This window comes from Streptomyces sp. NPDC046939 (assembly GCF_040644575.1).
Classification (GTDB): Bacteria; Actinomycetota; Actinomycetes; order Streptomycetales; family Streptomycetaceae; genus Streptomyces.
On the sequence record NZ_JBEYWV010000015.1, the window covers coordinates 52,639 to 74,373 of the forward strand.

Annotated in this window: 20 protein-coding genes; 6 read left to right on the forward strand and 14 right to left on the reverse strand. The window is 71.7% G+C overall.

Annotation, left to right across the window (positions count from 1 at the left end):
• Positions 1 to 10: 10 nt before the first annotated feature.
• On the reverse strand, positions 11 to 511 hold the full coding sequence (gene purE, locus ABZ877_RS18145) for a 5-(carboxyamino)imidazole ribonucleotide mutase (protein WP_361072089.1): 501 nt from the start codon (positions 509 to 511) through the stop codon (positions 11 to 13).
• Between the two features lie 38 nt (positions 512 to 549).
• The gene (locus tag ABZ877_RS18150; protein ID WP_361071714.1) at positions 550 to 1,752 is read right to left on the reverse strand and encodes a 5-(carboxyamino)imidazole ribonucleotide synthase; all 1,203 of its coding nucleotides are present in this window, start codon (positions 1,750 to 1,752) and stop codon (positions 550 to 552) included.
• 108 nt (positions 1,753 to 1,860) lie between these two features.
• On the opposite strand from ABZ877_RS18150, the gene ABZ877_RS18155 reads away from it, so the two are divergent.
• Complete coding sequence (locus ABZ877_RS18155; RefSeq protein WP_361071717.1) at positions 1,861 to 2,421, forward strand: GtrA family protein; 561 nt, start codon at positions 1,861 to 1,863, stop codon at positions 2,419 to 2,421.
• A gap of 16 nt (positions 2,422 to 2,437) precedes the next feature.
• On the opposite strand, the gene ABZ877_RS18160 is transcribed toward ABZ877_RS18155, so the two are convergent.
• Positions 2,438 to 3,718 (reverse strand): ATP-binding protein, encoded by a 1,281-nt coding sequence (locus tag ABZ877_RS18160; RefSeq protein WP_361071720.1) that lies wholly within the window; start codon positions 3,716 to 3,718, stop codon positions 2,438 to 2,440.
• Positions 3,719 to 3,835: 117 nt separating this feature from the next.
• Entirely contained in the window at positions 3,836 to 4,513 is a 678-nt protein-coding gene (locus ABZ877_RS18165) for a response regulator transcription factor (protein ID WP_356494430.1), read from the reverse strand.
• A 514-nt stretch (positions 4,514 to 5,027) separates the two neighbouring features.
• On the opposite strand from ABZ877_RS18165, the gene ABZ877_RS18170 reads away from it, so the two are divergent.
• Positions 5,028 to 6,524: an oligopeptide:H+ symporter gene (locus ABZ877_RS18170; protein ID WP_361071724.1), complete on the forward strand. Its 1,497-nt coding sequence runs from the start codon at positions 5,028 to 5,030 to the stop codon at positions 6,522 to 6,524.
• Between the two features lie 97 nt (positions 6,525 to 6,621).
• On the opposite strand, the gene ABZ877_RS18175 is transcribed toward ABZ877_RS18170, so the two are convergent.
• The 6 genes from ABZ877_RS18175 to ABZ877_RS18200 all read right to left on the reverse strand — a co-directional run bounded on the left by ABZ877_RS18175 (position 6,622) and on the right by ABZ877_RS18200 (position 12,115).
• Positions 6,622 to 8,022 (reverse strand): hypothetical protein, encoded by a 1,401-nt coding sequence (locus ABZ877_RS18175; protein ID WP_361071726.1) that lies wholly within the window; start codon positions 8,020 to 8,022, stop codon positions 6,622 to 6,624.
• Positions 8,019 to 9,146 carry a hypothetical protein gene (locus ABZ877_RS18180; RefSeq protein ID WP_361071729.1) on the reverse strand — a complete coding sequence of 376 codons (1,128 nt, stop codon included), beginning with the start codon at positions 9,144 to 9,146 and terminating at the stop codon, positions 8,019 to 8,021. Before ABZ877_RS18180 ends, ABZ877_RS18175 begins: the two co-directional genes overlap by 4 nt.
• Positions 9,143 to 9,940, reverse strand: coding sequence for a hypothetical protein (locus ABZ877_RS18185; protein WP_361071732.1), 798 nt, complete (start codon positions 9,938 to 9,940; stop codon positions 9,143 to 9,145). Before ABZ877_RS18185 ends, ABZ877_RS18180 begins: the two co-directional genes overlap by 4 nt.
• A gap of 281 nt (positions 9,941 to 10,221) precedes the next feature.
• Positions 10,222 to 10,899 carry an LPXTG cell wall anchor domain-containing protein gene (locus ABZ877_RS18190; RefSeq protein ID WP_361071735.1) on the reverse strand — a complete coding sequence of 226 codons (678 nt, stop codon included), beginning with the start codon at positions 10,897 to 10,899 and terminating at the stop codon, positions 10,222 to 10,224.
• A 156-nt stretch (positions 10,900 to 11,055) separates the two neighbouring features.
• The gene (locus ABZ877_RS18195; protein ID WP_361071738.1) at positions 11,056 to 11,535 is read right to left on the reverse strand and encodes an ATP-binding protein; all 480 of its coding nucleotides are present in this window, start codon (positions 11,533 to 11,535) and stop codon (positions 11,056 to 11,058) included.
• Positions 11,536 to 11,743: 208 nt separating this feature from the next.
• Entirely contained in the window at positions 11,744 to 12,115 is a 372-nt protein-coding gene (locus tag ABZ877_RS18200; RefSeq protein ID WP_361071741.1) for an STAS domain-containing protein, read from the reverse strand.
• A 251-nt stretch (positions 12,116 to 12,366) separates the two neighbouring features.
• On the opposite strand from ABZ877_RS18200, the gene ABZ877_RS18205 reads away from it, so the two are divergent.
• Positions 12,367 to 13,266, forward strand: coding sequence for an RNA polymerase sigma factor SigF (locus ABZ877_RS18205; RefSeq protein ID WP_361072092.1), 900 nt, complete (start codon positions 12,367 to 12,369; stop codon positions 13,264 to 13,266).
• An 80-nt stretch (positions 13,267 to 13,346) separates the two neighbouring features.
• Here ABZ877_RS18205 and hutI read toward each other — a convergent pair whose 3' ends face one another.
• From hutI to hutU, 4 genes are all read right to left on the reverse strand, one after another.
• Entirely contained in the window at positions 13,347 to 14,525 is a 1,179-nt protein-coding gene (gene hutI / locus ABZ877_RS18210) for an imidazolonepropionase (protein ID WP_361071744.1), read from the reverse strand.
• A 75-nt stretch (positions 14,526 to 14,600) separates the two neighbouring features.
• The gene (locus tag ABZ877_RS18215; protein ID WP_361072095.1) at positions 14,601 to 15,953 is read right to left on the reverse strand and encodes a formimidoylglutamate deiminase; all 1,353 of its coding nucleotides are present in this window, start codon (positions 15,951 to 15,953) and stop codon (positions 14,601 to 14,603) included.
• Positions 15,944 to 17,155: an allantoate amidohydrolase gene (locus ABZ877_RS18220; RefSeq protein ID WP_361072098.1), complete on the reverse strand. Its 1,212-nt coding sequence runs from the start codon at positions 17,153 to 17,155 to the stop codon at positions 15,944 to 15,946. Before ABZ877_RS18220 ends, ABZ877_RS18215 begins: the two co-directional genes overlap by 10 nt.
• Before the next feature lie 47 nt (positions 17,156 to 17,202).
• A complete protein-coding gene (gene hutU, locus ABZ877_RS18225) occupies positions 17,203 to 18,870 on the reverse strand; it encodes a urocanate hydratase (protein WP_361071747.1) in 1,668 nt (555 codons plus the stop codon).
• Between the two features lie 113 nt (positions 18,871 to 18,983).
• Between hutU and ABZ877_RS18230 the strand changes: the two genes are divergently transcribed.
• From ABZ877_RS18230 to ABZ877_RS18240, 3 genes are all read left to right on the forward strand, one after another.
• On the forward strand, positions 18,984 to 20,351 hold the full coding sequence (locus ABZ877_RS18230; RefSeq protein ID WP_361071750.1) for a diaminopimelate decarboxylase: 1,368 nt from the start codon (positions 18,984 to 18,986) through the stop codon (positions 20,349 to 20,351).
• 180 nt (positions 20,352 to 20,531) lie between these two features.
• Positions 20,532 to 20,945: a hypothetical protein gene (locus ABZ877_RS18235; protein WP_361071753.1), complete on the forward strand. Its 414-nt coding sequence runs from the start codon at positions 20,532 to 20,534 to the stop codon at positions 20,943 to 20,945.
• Complete coding sequence (locus ABZ877_RS18240; protein ID WP_361071756.1) at positions 20,942 to 21,721, forward strand: transcriptional regulator; 780 nt, start codon at positions 20,942 to 20,944, stop codon at positions 21,719 to 21,721. The genes ABZ877_RS18235 and ABZ877_RS18240 overlap by 4 nt, the downstream gene beginning before the upstream one ends.
• Positions 21,722 to 21,735: the final 14 nt, after the last annotated feature.

The window sequence follows — 21,735 nt, forward strand, 5'->3', positions numbered from 1 at the left end:
CACTTGACTGTCACTTGCCGAAGCCGAAGCCCGCCCCGGCGCCCTCGGCCTTGGCCCGCAGCCGCTTGCCCTTCTCGGTGGCCTGGTCGTTCAGCTCCTGCTGGAACTCCCGCATCCGGCCGAGGAGTTCCTCGTCGTGCGCGGCGAGCATGCGCGCGGCGAGCAGCCCCGCGTTGCGCGCCCCGCCGACCGAGACGGTGGCGACCGGGACCCCGGCGGGCATCTGCACGATGGAGAGCAGGGAGTCCATGCCGTCGAGGTACTTCAGGGGCACGGGCACGCCGATGACGGGCAGCGGGGTCACCGAGGCGAGCATGCCGGGCAGGTGGGCGGCGCCGCCCGCGCCCGCGATGATGGCTTTGAGGCCGCGCTCGGCGGCGTGCTCCCCGTAGGAGATCATCTCGTGCGGCATCCGGTGCGCGGAGACGACGTCGACCTCGTAGGGGATCTCGAACTCGGCGAGGGCCTTCGCCGCCGCCTCCATGACGGGCCAGTCGGAGTCCGAGCCCATGACGATGCCGACGACGGGGCCGGAGGTGCGTGCGGCGCTCACTCGGTGATCGTGCCCTTCAGGTATCCGGCCGCGTGCCGGGCGCGGTCGAGGACCTCGTCCAGATCGTCGCCGTAGGTGTTGACGTGGCCGACCTTGCGGCCGGGCTTCACGTCCTTGCCGTACATGTGGATCTTCAGCTGCGGGTCGCGGGCCATGCAGTGCAGGTAGGCGCTGTACATGTCCGGGAAGTCGCCGCCGAGGACGTTGGCCATGACCGTCCACTTGGCGCGCGGGCGGGGGTCGCCGAGCGGGAGGTCGAGGACGGCGCGGACGTGGTTGGCGAACTGCGAGGTGATCGCGCCGTCCTGGGTCCAGTGGCCGGAGTTGTGCGGGCGCATCGCGAGTTCGTTGACGAGGATGCGGCCGTCGGGGGTCTCGAAGAGTTCGACCGCCAGGTGGCCGACCACGTCCAGTTCCTTGGCGATGCGCAGCGCCAGCTCCTGGGCCTCGCCCGCGAGCGTTTCGTCGAGATCCGGTGCGGGCGCGATCACGGTGTCGCAGACGCCGTCGACCTGCTGCGACTCGACGACGGGGTAGGCGACGGCCTGCCCGTGCGGCGAGCGCACGACGTTGGCCGCCAGCTCCCGTACGAAGCCGACCTTCTCCTCGGCGAGAACGGGGACGCCCGCCTTGAAGGGCTCACCCGCCTCCGCCTCGGAGCGCACGACCCACACGCCCTTGCCGTCGTAGCCGCCGCGCACGGTCTTCAGGACGACGGGGAAGCCGTCGCCCTCGGCGGCGAACGCGGCCACGTCCGCCGCGTCCCGCACGATGCGGTGGCGCGGGCAGGGCACGCCGAGCGCGCTGAGCTTCGCACGCATCTCGCCCTTGTCCTGGGCGTAGAGCAGCGCGTGCGGTCCTGGGCGCACGGGGATGCCGTCCGCCTCCAGGGCCCGCAGGTGCTCGGTCGGCACGTGCTCGTGATCGAAGGTGATCACGTCACAGCCGCGCGCGAACTCGCGCAGCGTGTCCAGGTCGCGATAGTCGCCCACGACGACATCGCCGACGACCTGCGCCGCGGAATCCTGAGGAGTGTCACTGAGGAGCTTGAACCTGATGCCGAGCGGGATGCCCGCCTCGTGTGTCATACGAGCGAGCTGGCCCCCGCCGACCATGCCGACTACCGGGAACGTCACGCCCCCAGCGTATCGGCCGTTCGGCCGGAATCCGTACGGGCCTCCCCTTGGAGGAAGGTCCACAAACCTCACCGCCGGGCGACTTCGGGAGCGCGTGGTTAGCATGACGGGAGTGGTTCTCACGGACCGCGTGACCATTTCGACGGGGACAACGGGGGCTGAGGCGACCACATGAAGGCGACGACCAGCCGAACATCCGGTGCGGACAGCGGGGTGCGGCCGGGCCGTATCGGGGCACTGCGGCAGCGCTTCGACGCGCTGGGCCGCGAGATCGCCAAGTTCGGCGTCGTGGGCGCCCTCGGCGTGCTCGTGAACTTCGCCGTCTTCAACGCGATGCGGCACGGCACCGACCTCCAGGTCGTACGGGCCAGCGTGATCGCGACGATCGTCGCCATCGCCTTCAACTACGTGGGGTTCCGCTACTTCACGTACCGCGACCGCGACAGGAGCGGCCGCGCGAAGGAAATGACCCTCTTCCTGCTGTTCAGCGTCGTCGGCCTGGTCATCGAGAACGGCGTGCTCTACGTGGCGACGTACGCCTTCCACTGGGACAGTCAGCTCCAGAGCAACGTCTTCAAGTTCCTCGGCATGGGGCTCGCGACGCTGTTCCGGTTCTGGTCGTACCGGACCTGGGTCTTCAAGGCGCTGCCGGTCCGGGAGACCGTGGCGCGCGCGGAAAGGTTCCTGGAGGACGAGCCGCGCGCCAAGCCCGTGCACCACGTGAAGCGGTAGGCCGGGTCCGGCCGGCTCAGCGGATGGTCCCCGGGTCCGTGTCGGGGTCCGTGGTCTTCTTCAGCGGCGTGCGCGACAGGAACAGGCCGAAGACGGGCGGTGACGCCTGGAGCATCTCCAGACGGCCGCCGTCGGCCTCGGCGAGGTCGCGGGCGACGGCGAGGCCGATCCCCGTGGAGTTGCGGCCGCTGATGGTCCGCTCGAAGATCCGCGAACCCAGCTCGGACGGGACGCCGGGCCCCTCGTCCGTGACCTCGATCACGGCCTGGTTGCCGGTGACGCGGGTGCGCAGGGCGACCGTGCCGCCGCCGTGCATCAGCGAGTTCTCGATCAGCGCGGCGAGGACCTGGGCGACCGCGCCCGGTGTGCCGACCGCCGTGAGGTGGCGCTTGCCGGACGAGACGATGGCGCGGCCCGCGCTGCGGTAGGCCGGGCGCCACTCCTCCAGCTGCTGCTTGATCACCTCGTCCAGGTCGAAGCTGACGGCGGAGCCGGTGCGCGGGTCGCGCGAGTTCGTCAGCAGCCGCTCGACGACGTCGGTGAGCCGCTCGACCTGCGCGAGCGCGATCGTCGCCTCCTCCTTCACCTCGGCGATGTCGTCGGTCATGGTGATCTCTTCGAGCCGCATCGAGAGCGCGGTCAGCGGCGTGCGCAGCTGGTGGGAGGCGTCGGCGGCCAGGCGCCGCTCGGCGGTGAGCATACGGGCGATGCGCTCGGCCGAGCCGTCGAGGACGTCGGCGACGCGGTCCAGCTCGGGGACGCCGTAGCGCTTGTGGCGCGGGCGCGGATCGCCCGAGCCGAGGCGTTCCGCGGTGGAGGCCAGGTCGGTGAGCGGGGAGGCGAGCCGGTTGGCCTGGCGGACGGCGAGCAGCACGGCGGCGACGACCGCGAGCAGCGCCACCCCCGCGATGATCAGCAGGGTCCGGCCGACCTCGCGGGTCACGGCCGAGCGCGGCTCCTCGACGGTCACCTTCTCGCCGCGCTCGCCCTCGGCGGTGTACGTGATGACGTCGCCCTCGGGCTCGGTGCCCAGCTCGATGGGGGCGCGGCCCGGGATGGCGACGACCGCGTACCGCTCCTCCATGGCGATCTGGTCGGCGAGGATGTCGCGGCTGACCTGTTCGTCGCTGAGCAGGCGGCTGTCCACGATGGAGGCGAGGCGTACCGCCTCCGACTCGACGCGGTCCTGGGCGCTGTTGCTGATGGTCCGGGTCTCCACGATGACGAGGGAGACCCCGAACACGGCGATCACGACCAGGACGACAGCGAGGGTCGAGTTGATGAGTCGGCGGCGCATTGTCTCAGTGTCCCGGATACGCGCCCGGCGCTCGGGTCGCCGTCACGGGGCTCCGCCTCGGACCCCGCTCCTCAAGCGCCGGAGGGGCTTGAATTCACCCGCACCAAGCGGAGCGCCTCAGCTTTTTTCGAACCGGAAGCCCACGCCCCGCACCGTCGCGATGTACCTGGGGTTCGCCGCGTCGTCGCCCAGCTTCTTCCTGAGCCAGGAGATGTGCATGTCCAGCGTCTTGGTCGAGGACCACCAGGTGGTGTCCCAGACCTCGCGCATCAGCTGGTCGCGGGTGACGACCCGCCCCGCGTCGCGCACGAGCACCCGCAGGAGGTCGAACTCCTTCGCCGTGAGCTGGAGCTCCTCGTCGCCCATCCAGGCGCGGTGGGACTCCACGTCGATCCGGACGCCGTGCGTGGCCGGGGTCTCCTTCGGCTCGGCGGCGCCGCGCCGGAGCAGGGCCCGGACGCGGGCGAGCAGTTCGGCGAGGCGGAAGGGCTTGGTGACGTAGTCGTCGGCGCCCGCGTCGAGACCGACGACGGTGTCCACCTCGTCGGCGCGCGCGGTGAGGATCAGGATCGGCACCGTGTGCCCCTCGGCGCGCAGCCGCCGGGCGACCTCCAGGCCGTCCATCCCGGGCAGTCCCAGGTCGAGGACGACGAGATCGATGCTGCCCTGGAGTCCGGCGTCGACCGCGGTCGGTCCGTCCTCGCGCACTTCGACCTCGTAACCCTCCCGGCGCAGGGCGCGAGCCAGTGGCTCCGAGATGGACGCATCGTCCTCGGCGAGCAGTACACGGGTCATGGAGTGATGGTAGTCCGCGCCGGTGGACGGCCGTGGGGTGATCGGCGAGAGCGCCCCGCCGGGTGAAACGGAACTTTCGACTCCGGGTTCACCCCCTGCGGCTGTGGGATGCGATCCTGGGAAACACCTTCGAATCAGTGCGAGCGGTTCCATCCGGACCTGTGATCCATCTCTCAAGTCCTTCCATATGCGGCACTGTCGTGTCGTATGGTGACCGAACGCCTGATGCACTAATGGGGGACCTTAGGAGCGCACTGCGCACCAGAGGTCCCTTTCCTGTGTGAGCTGACCGCGGTCAGCATCGAAAGGAACGACCTGTGGCCGGGCCCCGCACGCAGCGAAGCGTGCCGGGGTGTGGATCCCGGGTCCGCCGTACCTCGTCGCCTGCGATGACCTCGCAGCGGCAATCCCCCCGGGCGTGGGGAGGACGGTAGGACTCCGGTGCCGGCCGACCCCCCACCGGGCGCGCACCGGCTCAGGCCCCGCGCGTCCCGCACACCCTCGAGGATCGACCATGGCGTCCAGCCTGACGAAGGACTCGGCCAGTACCTCTGGCACCGGGAAGACCTTCTTCGGCCACCCCCGCGGACTGGCCACTCTCTTCATGACCGAGATGTGGGAGCGCTACAGCTTCTACGGCATGAAGGCGCTTCTCCCGCTGTACCTGATCGCACCCGGCGGCATGAACATGAGTGCCACCACCGCGACGGCGATCTACTCCGTCTACATGTCGATGGTCTACCTGCTCGCCATGCCCGGCGGCTGGGTCGCGGACCGCTTCTGGGGCCCGCGCAGGACGGTCGCCATCGGCGCCGGAGTCGTCATCCTCGGCCACATCACGCTCGCCCTGCCGAGCGCGGCCACCTTCTTCGCCGGCCTCGCGCTCGTCGCGCTCGGCTCCGGCCTGCTGAAGGCGAACATCTCCGTGATGGTCGGCCACCTCTACGAGGGCCCGAAGGACCCGCGCCGTGACGGTGGCTTCACGCTCTTCTACATCGGCATCAACCTCGGCGCCTTCCTCGCCCCGCTGACCATCGGCACCGTCGGCGAGAACGTGAACTGGCACTTCGGCTTCGCCCTCGCCGCCCTCGGCATGGCGCTCGGCCTAGGCCAGTTCCTGTTCGGCTCGCGCCACCTCAGCGAGCAGAGCAGCGTGGTCTCCCAGCCCGCCACCCCGGAGCAGCGCCGCTCGGCCCTGCGCAACGGTCTGATCTGGCTGGTCGTCGCCGCCGCGCTCTACACCGTGATGGGCGTCACCGGGAACTTCGCCGACTGGGCGCTGATGCCGCTGATCATCGCCGGTCTGGTCATCCCGATCACGGTCCTGGCGCGCATGAAGCGCGACAAGGAGCTGAGCACGCTCGAGCAGTCGAAGCTCTCGGGTTACATCTGGTTCTTCGTGGTCGCCGCCGTCTTCTGGATGATCTACGACCAGAACGGTTCGACGCTGTCGATCTTCGGCGAGAACAAGACGACGAACCACCTGCTCGGGTTCGACTTCCCGACCTCCTGGTACCAGTCGCTGAACCCGATCTTCATCATGGCGCTGGCCCCCGTGGTCGCCTCCGCCTGGCTGTGGCTGAACAAGCGCGGCAAGGAGCCGAGCACGGCCGTCAAGTTCGCCTCCAGCCTCACGCTGATCGGCATCTCCTTCGCCGTCTTCCTCATCCCGCTGCTCGACACCGCCACCAACGGCGGCCGGGTCAGCCCGATGTGGCTGGTCGCGATCTACTTCATCCAGACCGTCGGCGAGCTGTGCCTCTCCCCCGTCGGCCTGTCGCTGACCACGAAGATGGCTCCGGAGAAGTACAGCGCCCAGATGATGGGCGTCTGGTTCCTCGCGGTCACCGCGGGCGACTCGGTGACGGGTCTGCTGACCTCCCCGCAGCTCGGCGTCGACCTCAACAACACCGGCGCGGTCGCCATCGAGGCGATCATCGCGGTCATCGCGGGCTTCGGCATCTGGAACTCGCGCAAGAAGGTCAAGGAGCTGATGGGCTCCGTCAACTGACGGACGCCACCCGGCTGTGACAGGGCCGCCGCACCGATGCTCCGGTGCGGCGGCCCTTCCGTACGTCCGTACCTCCGTATGCCCGTACGCCCTTACGTCAGCGGGTCCGGGCCGCCCGCCGCCTCGGCAGGAACGTGAACACCGCGCTGCCCAGCAGGATCACCGTTCCGGCGACCAGGCCGAGCGCGCGCAGGGCGCCGTCGTTCGAGGCGCCGGTCGCGGCGAGGCCGCCACCGCCGTCACCGGTGGTCCCCGTGCCGGCCGCCGTGCCCGTACCGCCCGCTGTGCCCGTGCCCCCCACCAAGCCGCTCGCGCCGCCGGAGGACGTCGAGCCGCCGCTCGCGCCGCCCTCCACCGCCTTCGTGTCGAGCTCCAGGGAGACCTCCGTGCTCGTCGGCGTGCAGGTGGTCGTCGTGCCGAGCGCCCGTACGGTGAGGACGCCCGGCGACAGGGTCGATGTGCCGTCCGCGCCCGGCTTGTACGTGCCCGTCAGGTCCGGGATCGTCATCGGGTCGCCGGACTTGATGGGTGCCTTGTTGGCCGGGCCCTCCACGTTCACCGTGCCCTTGTCCGCGCCGCCCAGCCGCACCGCCATCGACGGCTCGACCGAGCCGGCCGGGATGTCGGCGGGGCTGTCCATCACGGACGCCCCGAACCTGACCGTCAGGGCGTAGCTCCCGCCGTCCTTCCTCGCGTCGATCCGCACGGGGGACGTGGCGTTCTTGTCGCCGATGGGGGTCTTGCAGGCGTAGGGGACGGAGACCTCCTTGCCGGTGAAGTCGGTCCGGCCGCCCCCGCCGCCGCTGGTGGAGCCGCCTGTGCTGTCGCCGCCCGTGGTGGTGGAGCCGCCCGTGCTGCTCGTACCGCCCGTGCTGCTCGTGCCGCCCGTGCTCGTCGTCCCGCCCGTCCTCGTCGTGGAGCCGGTGGAGCCGCCCGTCGTGCTCGTCCCCGCCCCGTCCGTCACCTTGATGGTCACGGCGGGATCGACCGTCTCCTTCGGGGTGCACTTCGTGTCGGTCGAGACCGGCTTGTCGACGTTGATGGTGTACGCGTCCGGGGTCAGCGTCACCTCCCCGGCCGCCGTCAGTCGCAGCTTGCCTGTCATGTCGGACAGGACCATCGGGCTGTTCTTCGGGATCGCCGGGTTCTTCCGCGCGCCCTGCACTGTGAGGTCGCCGCTCTGCGCGCCGCCCACCTTCACCGTGCCCGTGGGCCGCACCGTGTCGGCGCCGAGGTCGAGGACGTCCGGGTTCTTCGAGGCGGCCTGGGTGGTCTTCCAGACGACGTCGATCTCGTCGCCGACCCGGGCGGTCGCCGGGGCGGTCAGATCGGCGACCGTCATGCCCTGGACCGGCGGCAGCCCCGATATGGGCGGCGGCACGCACTCCGTCCTGAACGAGGACTCGGCCGCGTGCGCCGGAGCCGCGGCCAGCCAGAGCCCCGCACCGGACAGGATCAGGGCGCAGCCGGCCGCACCGGCTCTCCGTTGCCTGGTCACGTGTTTCCCTTCGTCGTCCTGCTGTTGTCGGGCGGTGCGGAGAGCTGCCCGGCCGCGGAACCGCCCGGACCGGTGTCCGGCGCGAACCAGGGCAGGGTCGTCGTGGGGGAGGCGGCGGCGCCGTCGCGCGGCGCGCGTGGCCTCGGGGGTTCCTTCGCGGTGTCGGCGGGCCTCTTCGTCAGGTCGGTGAGGTGCTGGACGTCCCGGTGTCGCCCCGCCGCCCGCACGTCGCGCGGGCGAAGCCGGTCCACGACCGCCATGCCGATCCGGAAGACGGCCGCCGGGACGACGACACACAGCAGCACCCAGAACAGGACGACGCCCCACGGCCGGCCGACACCCCACGGTTGCTCGGCCAGCACCTTCCCGCCGTACTTCAGCGACACCAGATAGTCGCCGTGGGCCCCGCCCGGCAGCTCCACGGGCAGACTGATCCGCGCCTTGCGGCCCGGCGCGACGGTGCCGCGCCACTGCTGCTCCTCGTACTGCGGTGCGAACACGCCGTGGGCCGTGCCGACCTGGAAGACCGGGTTCCTGACCGGGGACGGGCCGACGTTGCCCACGGTGAAGACGAACTTCCGGGCGGGCGGGGCGCCGAACCACGTGAGGAGGCCGCTCGATCCCTCCAGACGGGTGTCGGTGACCATCGACAGTTGCCCGGCGCCGGGCTCGGCGGGCAGCGCCCTCACCGGATGCCCCGCGACCTTCAGCACGGCGTCGACCTGCGCCTTCGGGCCGCCCTTGACCGTCGCCACGTGTACGACGCACGGGCAGGGCCTGGGCGGCTCGACCACCGGGAGCCGCCTGCTGAACGTGCCGCGCCGGTCGGTGGTGACGGCGCGTCCGTCGCCGTTCGCGCAGGAGTTGGTGCCGCCGATGACCCCGCGCGCCGGGCTCGCCTGCCCGCAGACCAGCATCATCAGCAGCGTCCTCGGACCCCAGCCGGTGCCCCTCACGGTGATCGATCCGCCCGCGCCCGCCTCGGTCCTGGACAGGGTGACGGTGGGCGGGTCGGCGGCCATGGCCCCGGGGGCCGCCGTGCCCGCCAGGAGCGCGGTCAGGAGGACCAGGGCGGCCAGCAGCCGGGGCGTGGATGCGGTGGCCGATGTGCCGCGGCGGGTCATGGCGCGCTCCTCGGTTCACCTGTGCCGGTGCTCTTCCCGGGCCCGTACCGACCTCGGCGGCGTACGAGGCCGTAGGCGGCGCAGCCCGCCGCCGCGAGCAGGGCCAGGGCGCCGCTGAGCCGGCCCCAGGGCACGAACCGGGCCGTCGTCGTGGCCGAGTCCCGGGCGCCGCCGGGCGCCGTGGCCGTCACCTTCACGTCCACGGCGTCGAACGCGGGGGCGTTCCGCCAGGGTTCGGTGACATGGGTTCGGCTGCCGGGGGGCAGCTCCCGCGGCAGGGTGCGCGGGGGTGCGTCGAGGACGGTGCCGAGGAGGCCGTCGGCGGTGAGGGTGAGGCGGGGGGTGAGGGGGGTGTTGCCGCGGTTCACCACGTCGTAGGTGATGCGGTCGCCGTCGACGACCTGTACGTGTTCGACGGTGAGCGCGGTGAGGGTGGGGCCGGTGATGTTCAGGTGGACGTCGACGCGGGAGGTCCGGCCGTTCGCGTGCGCGGCGATCGTGCCCGGGGTGTCGCCCGGGGGTGCGTTCTGCGGGACGGTGATCGTGAAGGGGATGTCGGCGCGGGTGCGGGGCGGTACGCGTACGGGGTTCTCTGCGAGGGCGATGTGGGGGCCTGTGCCGCGCAGGGTGACCTGGAGGGGGCGGGGGGTTGGGTTGGTGACGGCCACCTTGTCCTCCAGGGCGGTGCCGGGGGTGCCCTCTGCGTAGATGTACGGGCGGGTGCTCGGGTACGGGGTGAGGGTCCAGTTCGGGGGGTCCGCGTCCGCGTGGGCCAGGGGTGTGGGGAGGGCCACCAGTAGGGTGACGGCGGTGCGGGTGGCTGCGCGCCGTAGGTGGTGCTTCGTCGTCGGCGGGTGCGGGTTCGTTGTGGTTGCTCGCGCAGTTCCCCGCGCCCCTGGCGGGGCTGGTCTGCCCCGCGACTGGCCTGCGGCCTCGCCTGCGCGCCGTAGGTGGTGGGTCGTCGTCGGCGGGTGCGGGTTCGTCGTGGTTGCTCGCGCAGTTCCCCGCGCCCCTGGCCAGATAGGTCTCCCCTGCGACTGCTGTGCGGCCCCGCCCTGCGTCCCCAGGCCGGGTCTTACTCTCGGCGGGTTCTTGTCAGCCATAGGGTTCCTGCCGCTCCCGTGAGGAGGATCGTGGCGCCCAGGGTGCCGAGGGCGAGGGCCGAGTCCTCGGGGCCCGTCTGAGGGAGCTGGGTGGCGTCGGAGGGGGCCGGGGCCGCTGCGCCGGGGGCGGTCGCTGCCTTTACCGTCAGTTCCAGGGACGGCTTGGGGGCGTTGGCGGGGGTGCATGTCGTCGTCGTGCCCAGGGCCTTGATGGTCAGGACGCCCGCCGTGAAGGTCACCTTGCCGCTCTTCTTCGGCGTGTAGGTGCCCGAGAGGTCGCTGATCCTGATCGGGGTGTTGGCGGGGATCGCCGCCGCGTTGGGCGGGCCCGAGACCGGCAGGGAGCCGCTGTCCGCCCCGCCGAGCTCGATCACCACGCTGGGGTTCATCGCGCCCTTGCCCAGCTCGACCGGGCTGGAGGAGACGCCCTTCCGGAAGGTCATCGTGATCTTGTAGCCGCTGCCGCTCTTGACGCTCCGCATGTCGATCGGGGAGACCGCCGACTTGTTCCCGATGGGCGTCTTGCACTGGTAGTTGACGTCCTGCACGGTGGCCCGGGCCCCGGGGGCGGCCATCAGCACCGCCGAGCCGGCCAGGGCCGCGCTGAGCGCGAACGCGGCGGTTCGTTTCTGGTACGTCCGGTACGACACCTCGTAGTCCTTTCGCCCACCGGTTGCTGACGGTTCATCAGATACGGGTGGCTCAAGGTACGCCCGGCCCCTTGCCGAGGGAAGACACACAGCACGGGAACACGAAGAGCGCGCCGGATCGAAACGATCCGGCGCGCTCTCGGTGAGAAGCGGGGTTCAGGCGGGCGTACCCAGCTCCGCCCAAACGGTTTTGCCGACGACCCCGGGCGTGCGCACGACCCCCCAGTCGAGGCAGAGGCGCTGGACGATGAACATGCCGTGGCCGCCGGGGCGCCCCGCGCGGTGCGGGGTGCGCGGCTCGGGCTGGCCCGCGCCGTGGTCGGTGACCTCGATGCGCAGGACCTTGTTGTCGAGGGAGACCGTCAGCGAGTCCGGGCCCTCGGCGTGCAGGCAGGCGTTGGTGACCAGCTCGGAGACGACGAGCAGCACATCCTCGGCGGCGGCACGGCTCTCCGCGGTCGGGGCGGGCAGCCAGCCCCAGGCGTGCAGCGCCTCCCGGGAGAAGTCACGAGCCAGCGGCACGATGCCGCTCGCCCCTGCGAGGCTCAGCGTGCGGACCTGCCGGCCCCCGGCAGCCGGAACATCGCCGGACTCGGGGCCGTGGTCGCCCGGCGAGTAAGGCCGGGTGGTGCTCATCAGCACTTCACCTCACCGATTCACCATTTCAGCTTCTTCTTCAGGACTCAGGGCTCGTGGTTGCAGGGGTGGTCGGGTGTCTCCTGCCCGGCCGGACGACGAGAACACCCGTCGATCCGGTGCGGACCCTGTGACACCGATAACGCCTCGGTCACACGCGGACAACTGGAGCGTAACTTCTACCGCTCCGGGGCACGAGCGCATCCGCTCACTCGGCGGCGAGCGCCGCGGACAGGGTCTCGTGCACCGTAAAGACGGCGTCGGCGCCGGTGATCTCGAAGACCCGGGCGACCACCGGCTGCATCCCGGCCAGATGGATCCCGCCGCCCGCGGCCTCGGCCTTGAGGCGGGCCCCGAGCAGCACGTTCAGCCCCGTCGAGTCGCAGAACTCCAGGCGCGCGCAGTCCACCACCAGCCGGGAGAAGCCGCTCACCAGGCATTCTTCGAGGGGTTCGCGCAGAAGGTCCGCGGTGTGGTGATCCAGTTCACCCACCGGGGTCACGACGGCGCTGGAGCCCTCTTCCCGTACCTCGACCAGAAGCCGGCCCCGATGAGCACTGCCGACTGTCCCGCGGTCCATGACGTCTCTCTCTCGCTGCCTTCGACGTGCCGGTTGACGCCCTCGAACACTACGCCTTCTCTTCGGCACCTGGTACCCAACAACCCCTAAGAAACGGACATTTAGGGGCATAGCGCACTTGCGGCCCGGCGACGAAAGCGGGTAGGCCTAGTAAGGACAGAAAACGAACCCGCCGGCTTTGGAGGCGCCGCACTCCCGACAGTGCACGTATTGGCATCGGCAGCCATATGCCGAGAACGATGGAGGACATCATGTCACCCCGGCTCGACGCATCGCATACCGACATGGCGACGTCGACACCCGTACCGGAACGCCACTCCGACCTCGGGTCCGACGTGTCGGAAGGACTCGACGGGCTCCCGGAGATCCCGCCGTTCGCCGAGGTGGGAGCGGTCGACGCCCGCGCCCTCTCCAAGACGCTCTTCGAGCGCCTTGAGTCCCTCGAAGAGGGCACCCACGAATTCTCTTATGTCCGCACCACCCTGGTCGAGCTGAACCTCGCCCTGGTGAAGTTCGCGGCCTCCCGGTTCCGCTCCCGCAGTGAGCCGATGGAGGACATCATCCAGGTCGGGACCATCGGCCTGATCAAAGCCATCGACCGTTTCGAGCTGAGCCGTGGGGTCGAGTTCCCCACGTTCGCGATGCCAACCATCGTCGGTGAGATCAAGCGCTTCTTCCGCGACACCTCCTGGTCCGTACGGGTGCCCCGACGCCTCCAGGAACTCCGTCTCGACCTCGCCAAGGCGGGCGACGAGCTCGCCCAGCAGCTCGACCGAGCCCCCACGGTGGCCGAGCTCGCCGAGCGCCTGGGCCTGTCGAACGAAGAGGTCGTGGAGGGCATGGCGGCGTCCAACGCCTACACCGCCAGCTCCCTCGACGCCCAGCCCGAGGACGACGACTCCGAGGGCGCGCTCGCGGACCGCATCGGCTACGAGGACAACGGCCTGGAGGGCATCGAGTACATCGAGTCCCTCAAGCCCCTCATCGCCGAGCTCCCGGCGCGCGACCGCAAGATCCTCTCCCTGCGCTTCGTCGCCAACATGACGCAGTCCGAGATCGGCGACGAGCTGGGCATCTCGCAGATGCACGTCTCCCGCCTGCTCTCCCGCACCCTGGTCAAGCTCCGCAAGGGGCTGACGGTCGAGGAGTAGCGCCAACGGCTTCGCCGGGCCCGCCCGTTGTCGGCGTCGACGCCGACGGCAGGCGGGCCCGTCGCTCGTCCGGGGCGCGGTCAGGCCCGCACCCGTGCCCCTGCCCGCCACACCTCGCTCACCAGCGGCACGCCCGGCCGGTACGCCAGGTGTACGTGGCTCGGCGCGTCCAGGAACGCCAGGTTCGCCCGGGCGCCCGGGGACAGACGGCCCACGTCCGTCCTGCGGAGCGCCTTCGCGCCGCCCGCCGTCGCCGACCAGAGCGCCTCGTCCGGGGTCATGCCCATGTCCCGTACCGCCAGGGCGATGCAGAACGGGACGGACGAGGTGAAGGACGAGCCCGGGTTGCAGTCCGTGGAGAGGGCCACCGTCACGCCCGCGTCCAGGAGGCGGCGGGCGTCCGGCCACTGCGCGCGCGTGGAGAACTCGGCGCCGGGGAGCAGGGTCGCCACCGTGTCGCTCTGGGACAGGGCGTCCACGTCGTCGTCGGTGAGGTGCGTGCAGTGGTCCGCGCTCGCCGCGTCCAGCTCCACCGCAAGCTGGACCCCGGGGCCGTACGAGAGCTGGTTCGCGTGGATGCGGGGGGTCAGGCCCTTCGCCATGCCCGCCGTCAGGATCGCCCTCGCCTGGTCGCCGTCGAACGCGCCCTTCTCACAGAACACGTCGATCCAGCGGGCGTGGGGCGCGCACGCGTCGAGCATCTCGCCCGTCACCAGCTCCACGTACGCCGCCGGGTCGTCCGCGTGGTCGGGGGGCACGATGTGCGCGCCCAGGTACGTGACCTCGTCCGTGTGGGACGCCGCGATGCGCAGGGCCCGCGACTCGTCCTCCGTCGTCAGGCCGTAGCCCGACTTCGTCTCGAACGTGGTCGTGCCCTGGCGGAGGGCCTCCGTCAGGTAGCGGGTCAGGTTCGCTTCCAGTTGCGCGTCCGTCGCCGCCCTGGTCGCCGCCACCGTCGTACGGATGCCTCCGGCCGAGTACGCCCGGCCTTCCATACGGGCGTTGAACTCCTCCGTGCGGTCGCCCGCGAAGAGGAGGTGGGAGTGGCTGTCGACGAAGCCCGGGATCACGGCGCGGCCCTGGGCGTCGTGGTGTGCGTCCGTCGCCGGGACGTTCTTGTCGGGGCCCGCCCAGGCGATCTCGCCGTTCTCGATGACCAGGGCGGCGTTCTTGATCTGGCCGAGGGGGCCTTCGCCCAGGCCCGGGTCGTTGGTGACCAGGGTGCCGATGTTGGTGATCGCTGTGGTCGGGGGCGTCATGGTGCTGGCTCCTTCTTCCTGAGGTCACGGGGCCGGGTGGGCTGGGTTGGGTCGTACTGGTGAAGAGGGACAGCCCTACGCGTGCAGCGCCGCGATCGCTTCCGTCAGGGCCGACGCCACGTCACCGATCCGTGCGTGCCGCCCGTCCGCCACGACCCTGCGCCCGCCCGCGATCACGTCCGTCACGTCCGCCGCGCTCGCCGCGAACACCGCCGTCTCCGCGCCCAGGCGCGGGGCCGCGCCTGCCGTGCGGACCGAGGTGAGCTCCACCGTCACCAGGTCCGCCACCGCCCCGGCCTCCAGGGTTCCCGCGTCGGGCCAGCCGAGGGCCGCGTGGCCGTCGACGGTGGACGCGCGGAGCAGGGCCGCCGCCGTCCAGTGGCCGCGGGTGCGGGAGCGCAGGCGCTCGTTCAGCTCCATCGCGCGCGCCTCCTCGAACGGGTCGATGACGGCGTGGCTGTCCGAGCCGAGCGAGAGCGGGGAGCCCGCCTTCTGGAGGGCCACCGCCGGGCCGATGCCGTCGGCCAGGTCGCGTTCCGTCGTCGGGCACATGCAGGTGCCGGTGCCCGTGCCGCCGATGAGCGCGATGTCGGTGTCGGTGAGGTGGGTGTTGTGGACGCCCGTTGTGGTCCGGCCGAGGACGCCGTGGTCGGCGAGGAGCTGGGCCGGGGTGCGGCCGTGGGTCGCCAGGCACGCGTCGTTCTCCGCGGTCTGCTCGGAGAGGTGGACGTGGAGCGGGGACCGCCGCGTCCTCGCCCACTCCGCCACCGTCGCGAGCTGGTCCGCGGGGACCGCGCGCACCGAGTGCACCGCCGCGCCGATCCGCGCGTGCGGGCGGTCCTTGAGCAGCGACGCCCGTTCGGCCCAGCCCTCCGTCGTGCCGTCGGAGAAGCGCCGCTGGTGGTGGTCCGGGGCCTTGCCGAAGCCGGACGAGACGTACGCCGTGTCGAGGAGCGTGATGCGGATGCCCGCCTCGTCCGCCGCCGCGATCAGCGCCTCGCCCATCGCGTTGGGGTCGGCGTACGGGGTGCCGCCGGGGCCGTGGTGCAGGTAGTGGAACTCGCCGACCGCCGTGATGCCGGCCAGCGCCATCTCCGCGTACACCGCCCGCGCGAGCGCGTGGTACGTGTCCGGGGTCAGCCGTTCCGCCACCCCGTACATGGTCTCGCGCCAGGTCCAGAACGTGCCCGAGCCGACCTGCACCGTCGAGCGCAGCGCCCGGTGGAAGGCGTGGGAGTGGGCGTTGGCGAGGCCGGGGAGGGTCAGTCCGCGCAGGATCACCGCGCCGGGCGGGGGTGTCGTGACCTCCTTGCGGACGGATGTGATCCGGCCGACGCCGTCCGCCGCGTCCGACACCTCCACCGCCACGCCCGGCTCGACGTTCGGGTCGAGCCAGGCTTGCTCCAGCCAGTACGTCGTCACTTGCAGGCCAGTCCTTCCAGTACGTCGGCGAGTGCGCGGACGCCCGCCACGCAGTCGTCCTCGGACGCGGACTCGGCCGGGGAGTGCGAGACACCCGTCGGGTTGCGTACGAACAGCATGGCGGTGGGGACCGACGAGGCGAGGATTCCCGCGTCGTGTCCCGCGCCTGTCCCCAGGACGGGGACCCTGAGGTCGGCGGACGGCGTCTTCGTGCCGAGGATGCGGGCCAGTTCGTCGCGGAGCGCGTGGTCGAAGTCGACGACCGGGGTGAAGGACTCCCGTGTCAGCTCCACGTCGACGCCGTGCGCGTCGGCGTACTCGCGGGCCGCCTTCTCGATCGCCGTGACCGTGCGGTCCAGGGCGTCCTGGTCGGCCGCGCGCGAGTCGAGCCAGCCCCGGACCAGGGACGGGATGGCGTTGACGCCGTTCGGCTCGACCGCGATCTTGCCGAAGGTCGCCACCGCGCCCGCCAGCCGCGCTTCCCTGCGCGCCGCGAGGACCGTCTCCGCGTACGGGAGCATCGGGTCCCTGCGGTCGGCCAGGCGGGTCGTGCCCGCGTGGTTGGCCTCGCCGCGGAAGTCGAAGCGCCAGCGGCCGTGCGGCCAGATGGCGCTGGCGATGCCGACCGCGTCGCCGGACAGGTCGAGGGCGCGGCCCTGCTCCACGTGCAGCTCGATGAACGCGTCGACGCGGGACAGGCGGTCCGGGTCCGGTCCGATCGCCTCCGGGTCGTAGCCCGCGCGCTCCATCGCCCGCGGGAGCGTGACGCCGTCCGCGTCCGTCAGGGCGAACGCCTGCTCCCGGGTGAGGTGGCCGCCCGTGAGGCGCGAGCCCACGCAGGCCAGGCCGAAGCGGGCGCCCTCCTCGTCGCCGAAGTTGGTGATGGCCAGGGGCCTGGTGAACTCCGCGCCCCTGCCGCGCAGTTCGTCCAGGGCCGCGAAGGCGGAGACCACGCCCAGCGGGCCGTCGAAGGCGCCGCCGTCGGGGACGGAGTCCAGGTGGGAGCCGGTGACGATGGCTCCGCCGGTCTCCGGGTCCCCCAGCCAGGCCCACTGGTTGCCGTTGCGGTCCAGTTCGTAGGTCAGGCCGCGGGATTCGGCCTGGGCCTTGAACCAGGCCCGGCAGTCGGCGTCGGCCTCCGTCCAGGCGTGGCGGCGGTAGCCGTTGGTCTCCGGGTGGCGGCCTATGGGGTGCAGGTTGCGCCACATCTCCAGGAAGCCTGGAGCTGAGGACACGGCTTGAGGTGCGGGGCTGCTCACTCGCCCTCCCGCATCGGCACGCGAACGCCCCGTTCCGCCGCGACCTCGGCCGCGTGTTCGTACCCCGCGTCCACGTGGCGGATGACGCCCATCGCCGGGTCGTTGGTCAGCACGCGCTCGATCTTCTGGGCGGCCAGCTCCGTGCCGTCCGCGACGCACACCTGGCCCGCGTGGATGGAGCGGCCCATGCCGACGCCGCCGCCGTGGTGGAGGGAGACCCAGGACGCGCCGGACGCCGTGTTGACCAGGGCGTTGAGGAGCGGCCAGTCGGCGATCGCGTCGGAGCCGTCCTTCATGGCCTCGGTCTCGCGGTACGGGGAGGCGACGGACCCCGAGTCGAGGTGGTCGCGGCCGATGGCGACCGGGGCCGAGAGTTCGCCGGACGCGACCATCTCGTTGAACTTCAGGCCCGCCAGGTGGCGTTCGCCGTAGCCGAGCCAGCAGATGCGGGCCGGGAGGCCCTCGAAGGAGATGCGTTCACCGGCCATGTCGAGCCAGCGGTGCAGGTGCTTGTTGTCGGGGAAGAGTTCCTTGATCGCGGCGTCCGTCCTGGCGATGTCCGCCGGGTCGCCGGAGAGCGCCGCCCAGCGGAACGGGCCGAGCCCCTCCTCGAACAGCGGGCGGATGTGCGCCGGGACGAAGCCGGGGAAGTCGAAGGCGCGCTCGCAGCCCGCCTTGCGGGCCTCGTCGCGGATGGAGTTGCCGTAGTCGAAGACCTCGGCGCCGCGGTCGAGGAAGCCGATCATCGCCTCGACGTGCAGGCGCATGGAGTGGCGCGCCTTGTCGGTGAAGCCCGCCGGGTCCGCCTCGCGCTCCTTGTCCCAGTCCTCGACGGAGATGCCGAGGGGGAGGTAGGCGAGCGGGTCGTGGGCGGAGGTCTGGTCCGTGACAATGTCGATCGGGGCCTCGCGGCGCAGCAGTTCGGGGAAGACCTCGGCGGCGTTGCCGACGACGCCGATGGACAGGGCGCGGCGCTCGTCGCGCGCCTGGACCGCCAGCTCCAGGGCGTGGTCGAGGTGGTCGGCCTTGACGTCCAGGTAGCGGGTGCCGATGCGGCGGTCGATGCGGGTCTCGTCGACGTCGACGCAGATCGCGACGCCCTCGTTCATGGTGACCGCGAGGGGCTGGGCGCCGCCCATGCCGCCGACTCCGGCGGTGAGGGTGATCGTGCCGGCCAGCGTGCCGCCGAACTTCTTCCGCGCGACCGCACCGAAGGTCTCGTACGTGCCCTGCACGATGCCCTGCGAGCCGATGTAGATCCACGAACCGGCCGTCATCTGGCCGTACATGGTCAGGCCCTCGGCCTCCAGCTTGCGGAACTCCTCCCAGTTGGCCCAGTCGCCGACGAGGTTGGAGTTGGCGAGGAGCACGCGCGGCGCCCACTCGCTGGTGCGGAGCACGCCGACCGGCTTGCCGGACTGGACGAGCAGCGTCTCGTCGGACTTCAGCGTCTTGAGCGTGCGCACGATCGCGTCGAACGCCTCCCAGGACCGGGCCGCCTTGCCCGTGCCCCCGTAGACGACCAGCTTGTCGGGGTGCTCGGCGACCTCGGCGTCGAGGTTGTTCATGAGCATCCGCAGGGCGCCTTCCTGCTGCCAGCCGAGCGTGTTCAGCTCGGGGCCGCGCGGAGCGCGTACGGGGCGTGGTCCTGACGTCGACGGCATCGGCGGCCTCCTGGGATACTCCGTTGATGATCCGGTTATTCACATCCTGGTCTTCTGAATAGAGCTAGTCAATACGTTCCCAGGCCCGCGCCCCGGGTGGTTGTCTGGACCACATGGCATCGAAGGACGTATCCACGGACCCGCTCAACGACCTCTCCGCCCGCCGCGACCAGGCCGTCCACGCCGCCGTCACGCAAGGACTCGTCGGCCCGGACGCCCCCGTCGCCGGGCTCCTCGACGTCACCGGCGTCCGCTCCTCCGCCGCCTCCCTGCGCGCCGCCTTCGACGCGGTCACCGCCCCCGGCACCGAGGTCCTGCACGCCTTCGCCGTGAAGGCGACCCCGCTCGTGCCCGTACTGCGGCTGCTGCACGAGGCGGGCATCGGGGCCGAGGTGGCGAGCCCGGGCGAGCTGGCCCTCGCCCGCGCCGCCGGGGTGCCGCCGACGCGGACCGTCCTGGACTCCCCCGCCAAGACCGGCGCCGAACTGCGCGAGGCGCTCGCGCTCGGCATCGCGGTCAACGCCGACAACCCGCAGGAGCTGGCCCGCATCGACGCCCTGGTCGCCTCCGCGCCCACCGCCTCACCCCTCGGCCTGCGCGTGAACCCGCAGATCGGCGCCGGTTCCATCGGCGCCCTGTCCACCGCGACCGCCACCTCCAAGTTCGGTGTCGCGCTGCGGGACGAGGGCGCCCGCGCCTGGGTCGTGCGCGCCTACCTCGACCGGCCGTGGCTGACCCGGCTCCACACGCACTCCGGGTCACAAGGCGTGCCGCTCGAACTGATGGCGCAGGGCGTGCGGGCCGCGTACGAGCTCGCCGAGGAGATCAACGAAGCCGCCGGGCGGCAGCAGATCGACACCCTCGACATCGGCGGCGGGCTGCCCGTCAACTTCGCCTCCGACGAGGAGACCCCGGACTACGCCACCTACGCGAAGCTGCTCGCCGCCACCGTCCCCGGGCTCTTCGACGGGCGCTACGGACTCGTCACCGAGTTCGGCCGCTCACTGCTGGCCAAGCACGGCACGATCCTCGCGCTGGTCGAGTACGCGAAGAAGAGCGGCGGCCGGCCGATCGCCGTCACGCACGCGGGCGTTCAGGTCGCGACGCGGACCGTGTACGCACCCGCGTCCTGGCCGCTGCGGATCGCCGCCTACGACGCACAGGGGCGCCGCAAGACCGGCCCGGCCGTCGCCCAGGACGTCGCCGGTCCCGCCTGCTTCGCCGGTGACCTGCTCGCCGAGAACCACGCGCTGCCGCTGCTCGAAGCCGGTGACTACGCCGCCGCGCTCGACACCGGCGCGTACTACTTCGCGCAGCACTACTCGTACAACTCGCTCGTCCGGCCCGGGGTCTACGGGTTCGGCGCGGACGACGGCCCCGACGGCGGCGTGCGGTTCGCGACCGTACGGGCGCCGCAGACCGTCGAGGAGATCGTGGCGGAGTCGGGCGGGGACCACAGGGGCGCTCTGGTCGACCTGTGACGATCGGGGTTGCTGTGAACTCTTCGAAGAAATTATTTGGTTGGCGGATTTTAGCCCTCTTCTGAATGTTCCACCGGAAAATGCCAGAACGCTCACCAGGCCGCCGCACCGTGCGTAGTTTCGTCGTCACGCAAGCGACAGCTTCGCACGAACACGGCTACTTGGTGGGGAGTTTCAGGCGTGCCCGGAATCGACGAGTGCCTGCTTCAGGTCATGCGGCTGCCGGGGGCGCGCGGCGCCTCCGTCGTCGACTGGACCAGCGGACTCGCCCTCGGCACCATCGGGGACTCGCCGGGCGGCGACCATGAGGCGACCGCCGCGGAGGCCGCCGAACTCGCGCGGCTCGCCGCCGAGCACGGGGCGTTCGCCCCGGCCGGCGGCAGCGACTGGTCACCGGGGTCGGCGAGCGACAAGGCGCCGCCCGTCGAGGACGTCATCGTCACCAACCGCGACGGCTACCACCTGCTGCGGTTCGTCCGGACCAGCTTCGACAGCAGCGTCTTCCTGCACCTGTGGCTCGACCGGGACGAGGGCAACCTCGCGCTGTCCCGGCTGCGCCTCGCCGACCTGGCCGACCGGCTGGTCCTGGGATGAACGCGGCGACGGCCGCCGCGGGCGGCAAGATATCCCCGATGCTCGGCCGGCTCGCCGACGAGCGGGCCACCGGAGCACTCATACGCGAGCACGGCACGCTGTACCTCGCCGACGGGCACGTGGTGCACGCCGAGTCGCCCGCGACACCCGGCATGGACGTCCTGCTCACGGCGAACGGCGCGATCCGGGCCGACTCCTGGTGGGAGGCGGTCGACCGGGCGGGCACCCGGCAGCGCGTCGGCCGCTACCTCGTCGAGCAGGGCCGCCTCTCGGACGGCGCCCTCGAACTCTGCCACCTCGCCGCGATCTTCGACGCCGCCTACTTCACGCTCGCGCCGAGCAGCGGCCCCACCCGGTTCCGGTACGGGGTCGCGCACTGGTTCGGGGCGGTGCGCCCGGTGCCGGTCGCCGCCGTCGAGCGGGAGACCCGGCGCCGCCGCGAACTCCTCCAGCGGATCTGGCCCGAGCCGGACACCGACACCGCGCCCCTGTCCAGGACGGGGGGCCAGGAGCCGCCCGTGCCCGCGCGCAGGCGCCGTGTCCTGGACCTGGTCGACGGGGTGCGCACCGCCTCGCAGATCGCGCTCGCCCTGGGCAGGCCCGCCTTCCACACCCTGGTCGACCTGCGCCGCCTGGCCGCGGCCGGGCTCGTCACCACCGCCGCCGCCCAGGGCGACACCGCGTTCCCCGTGCCCGCGTGGATGGCGCACGCCGACGTCGAGGACCCCGACGTGGCGCTGCTGCGCAGGCTGCGCGCCGCCCTGGAGGCGCTGTGAAGCGCCTGCGCCGC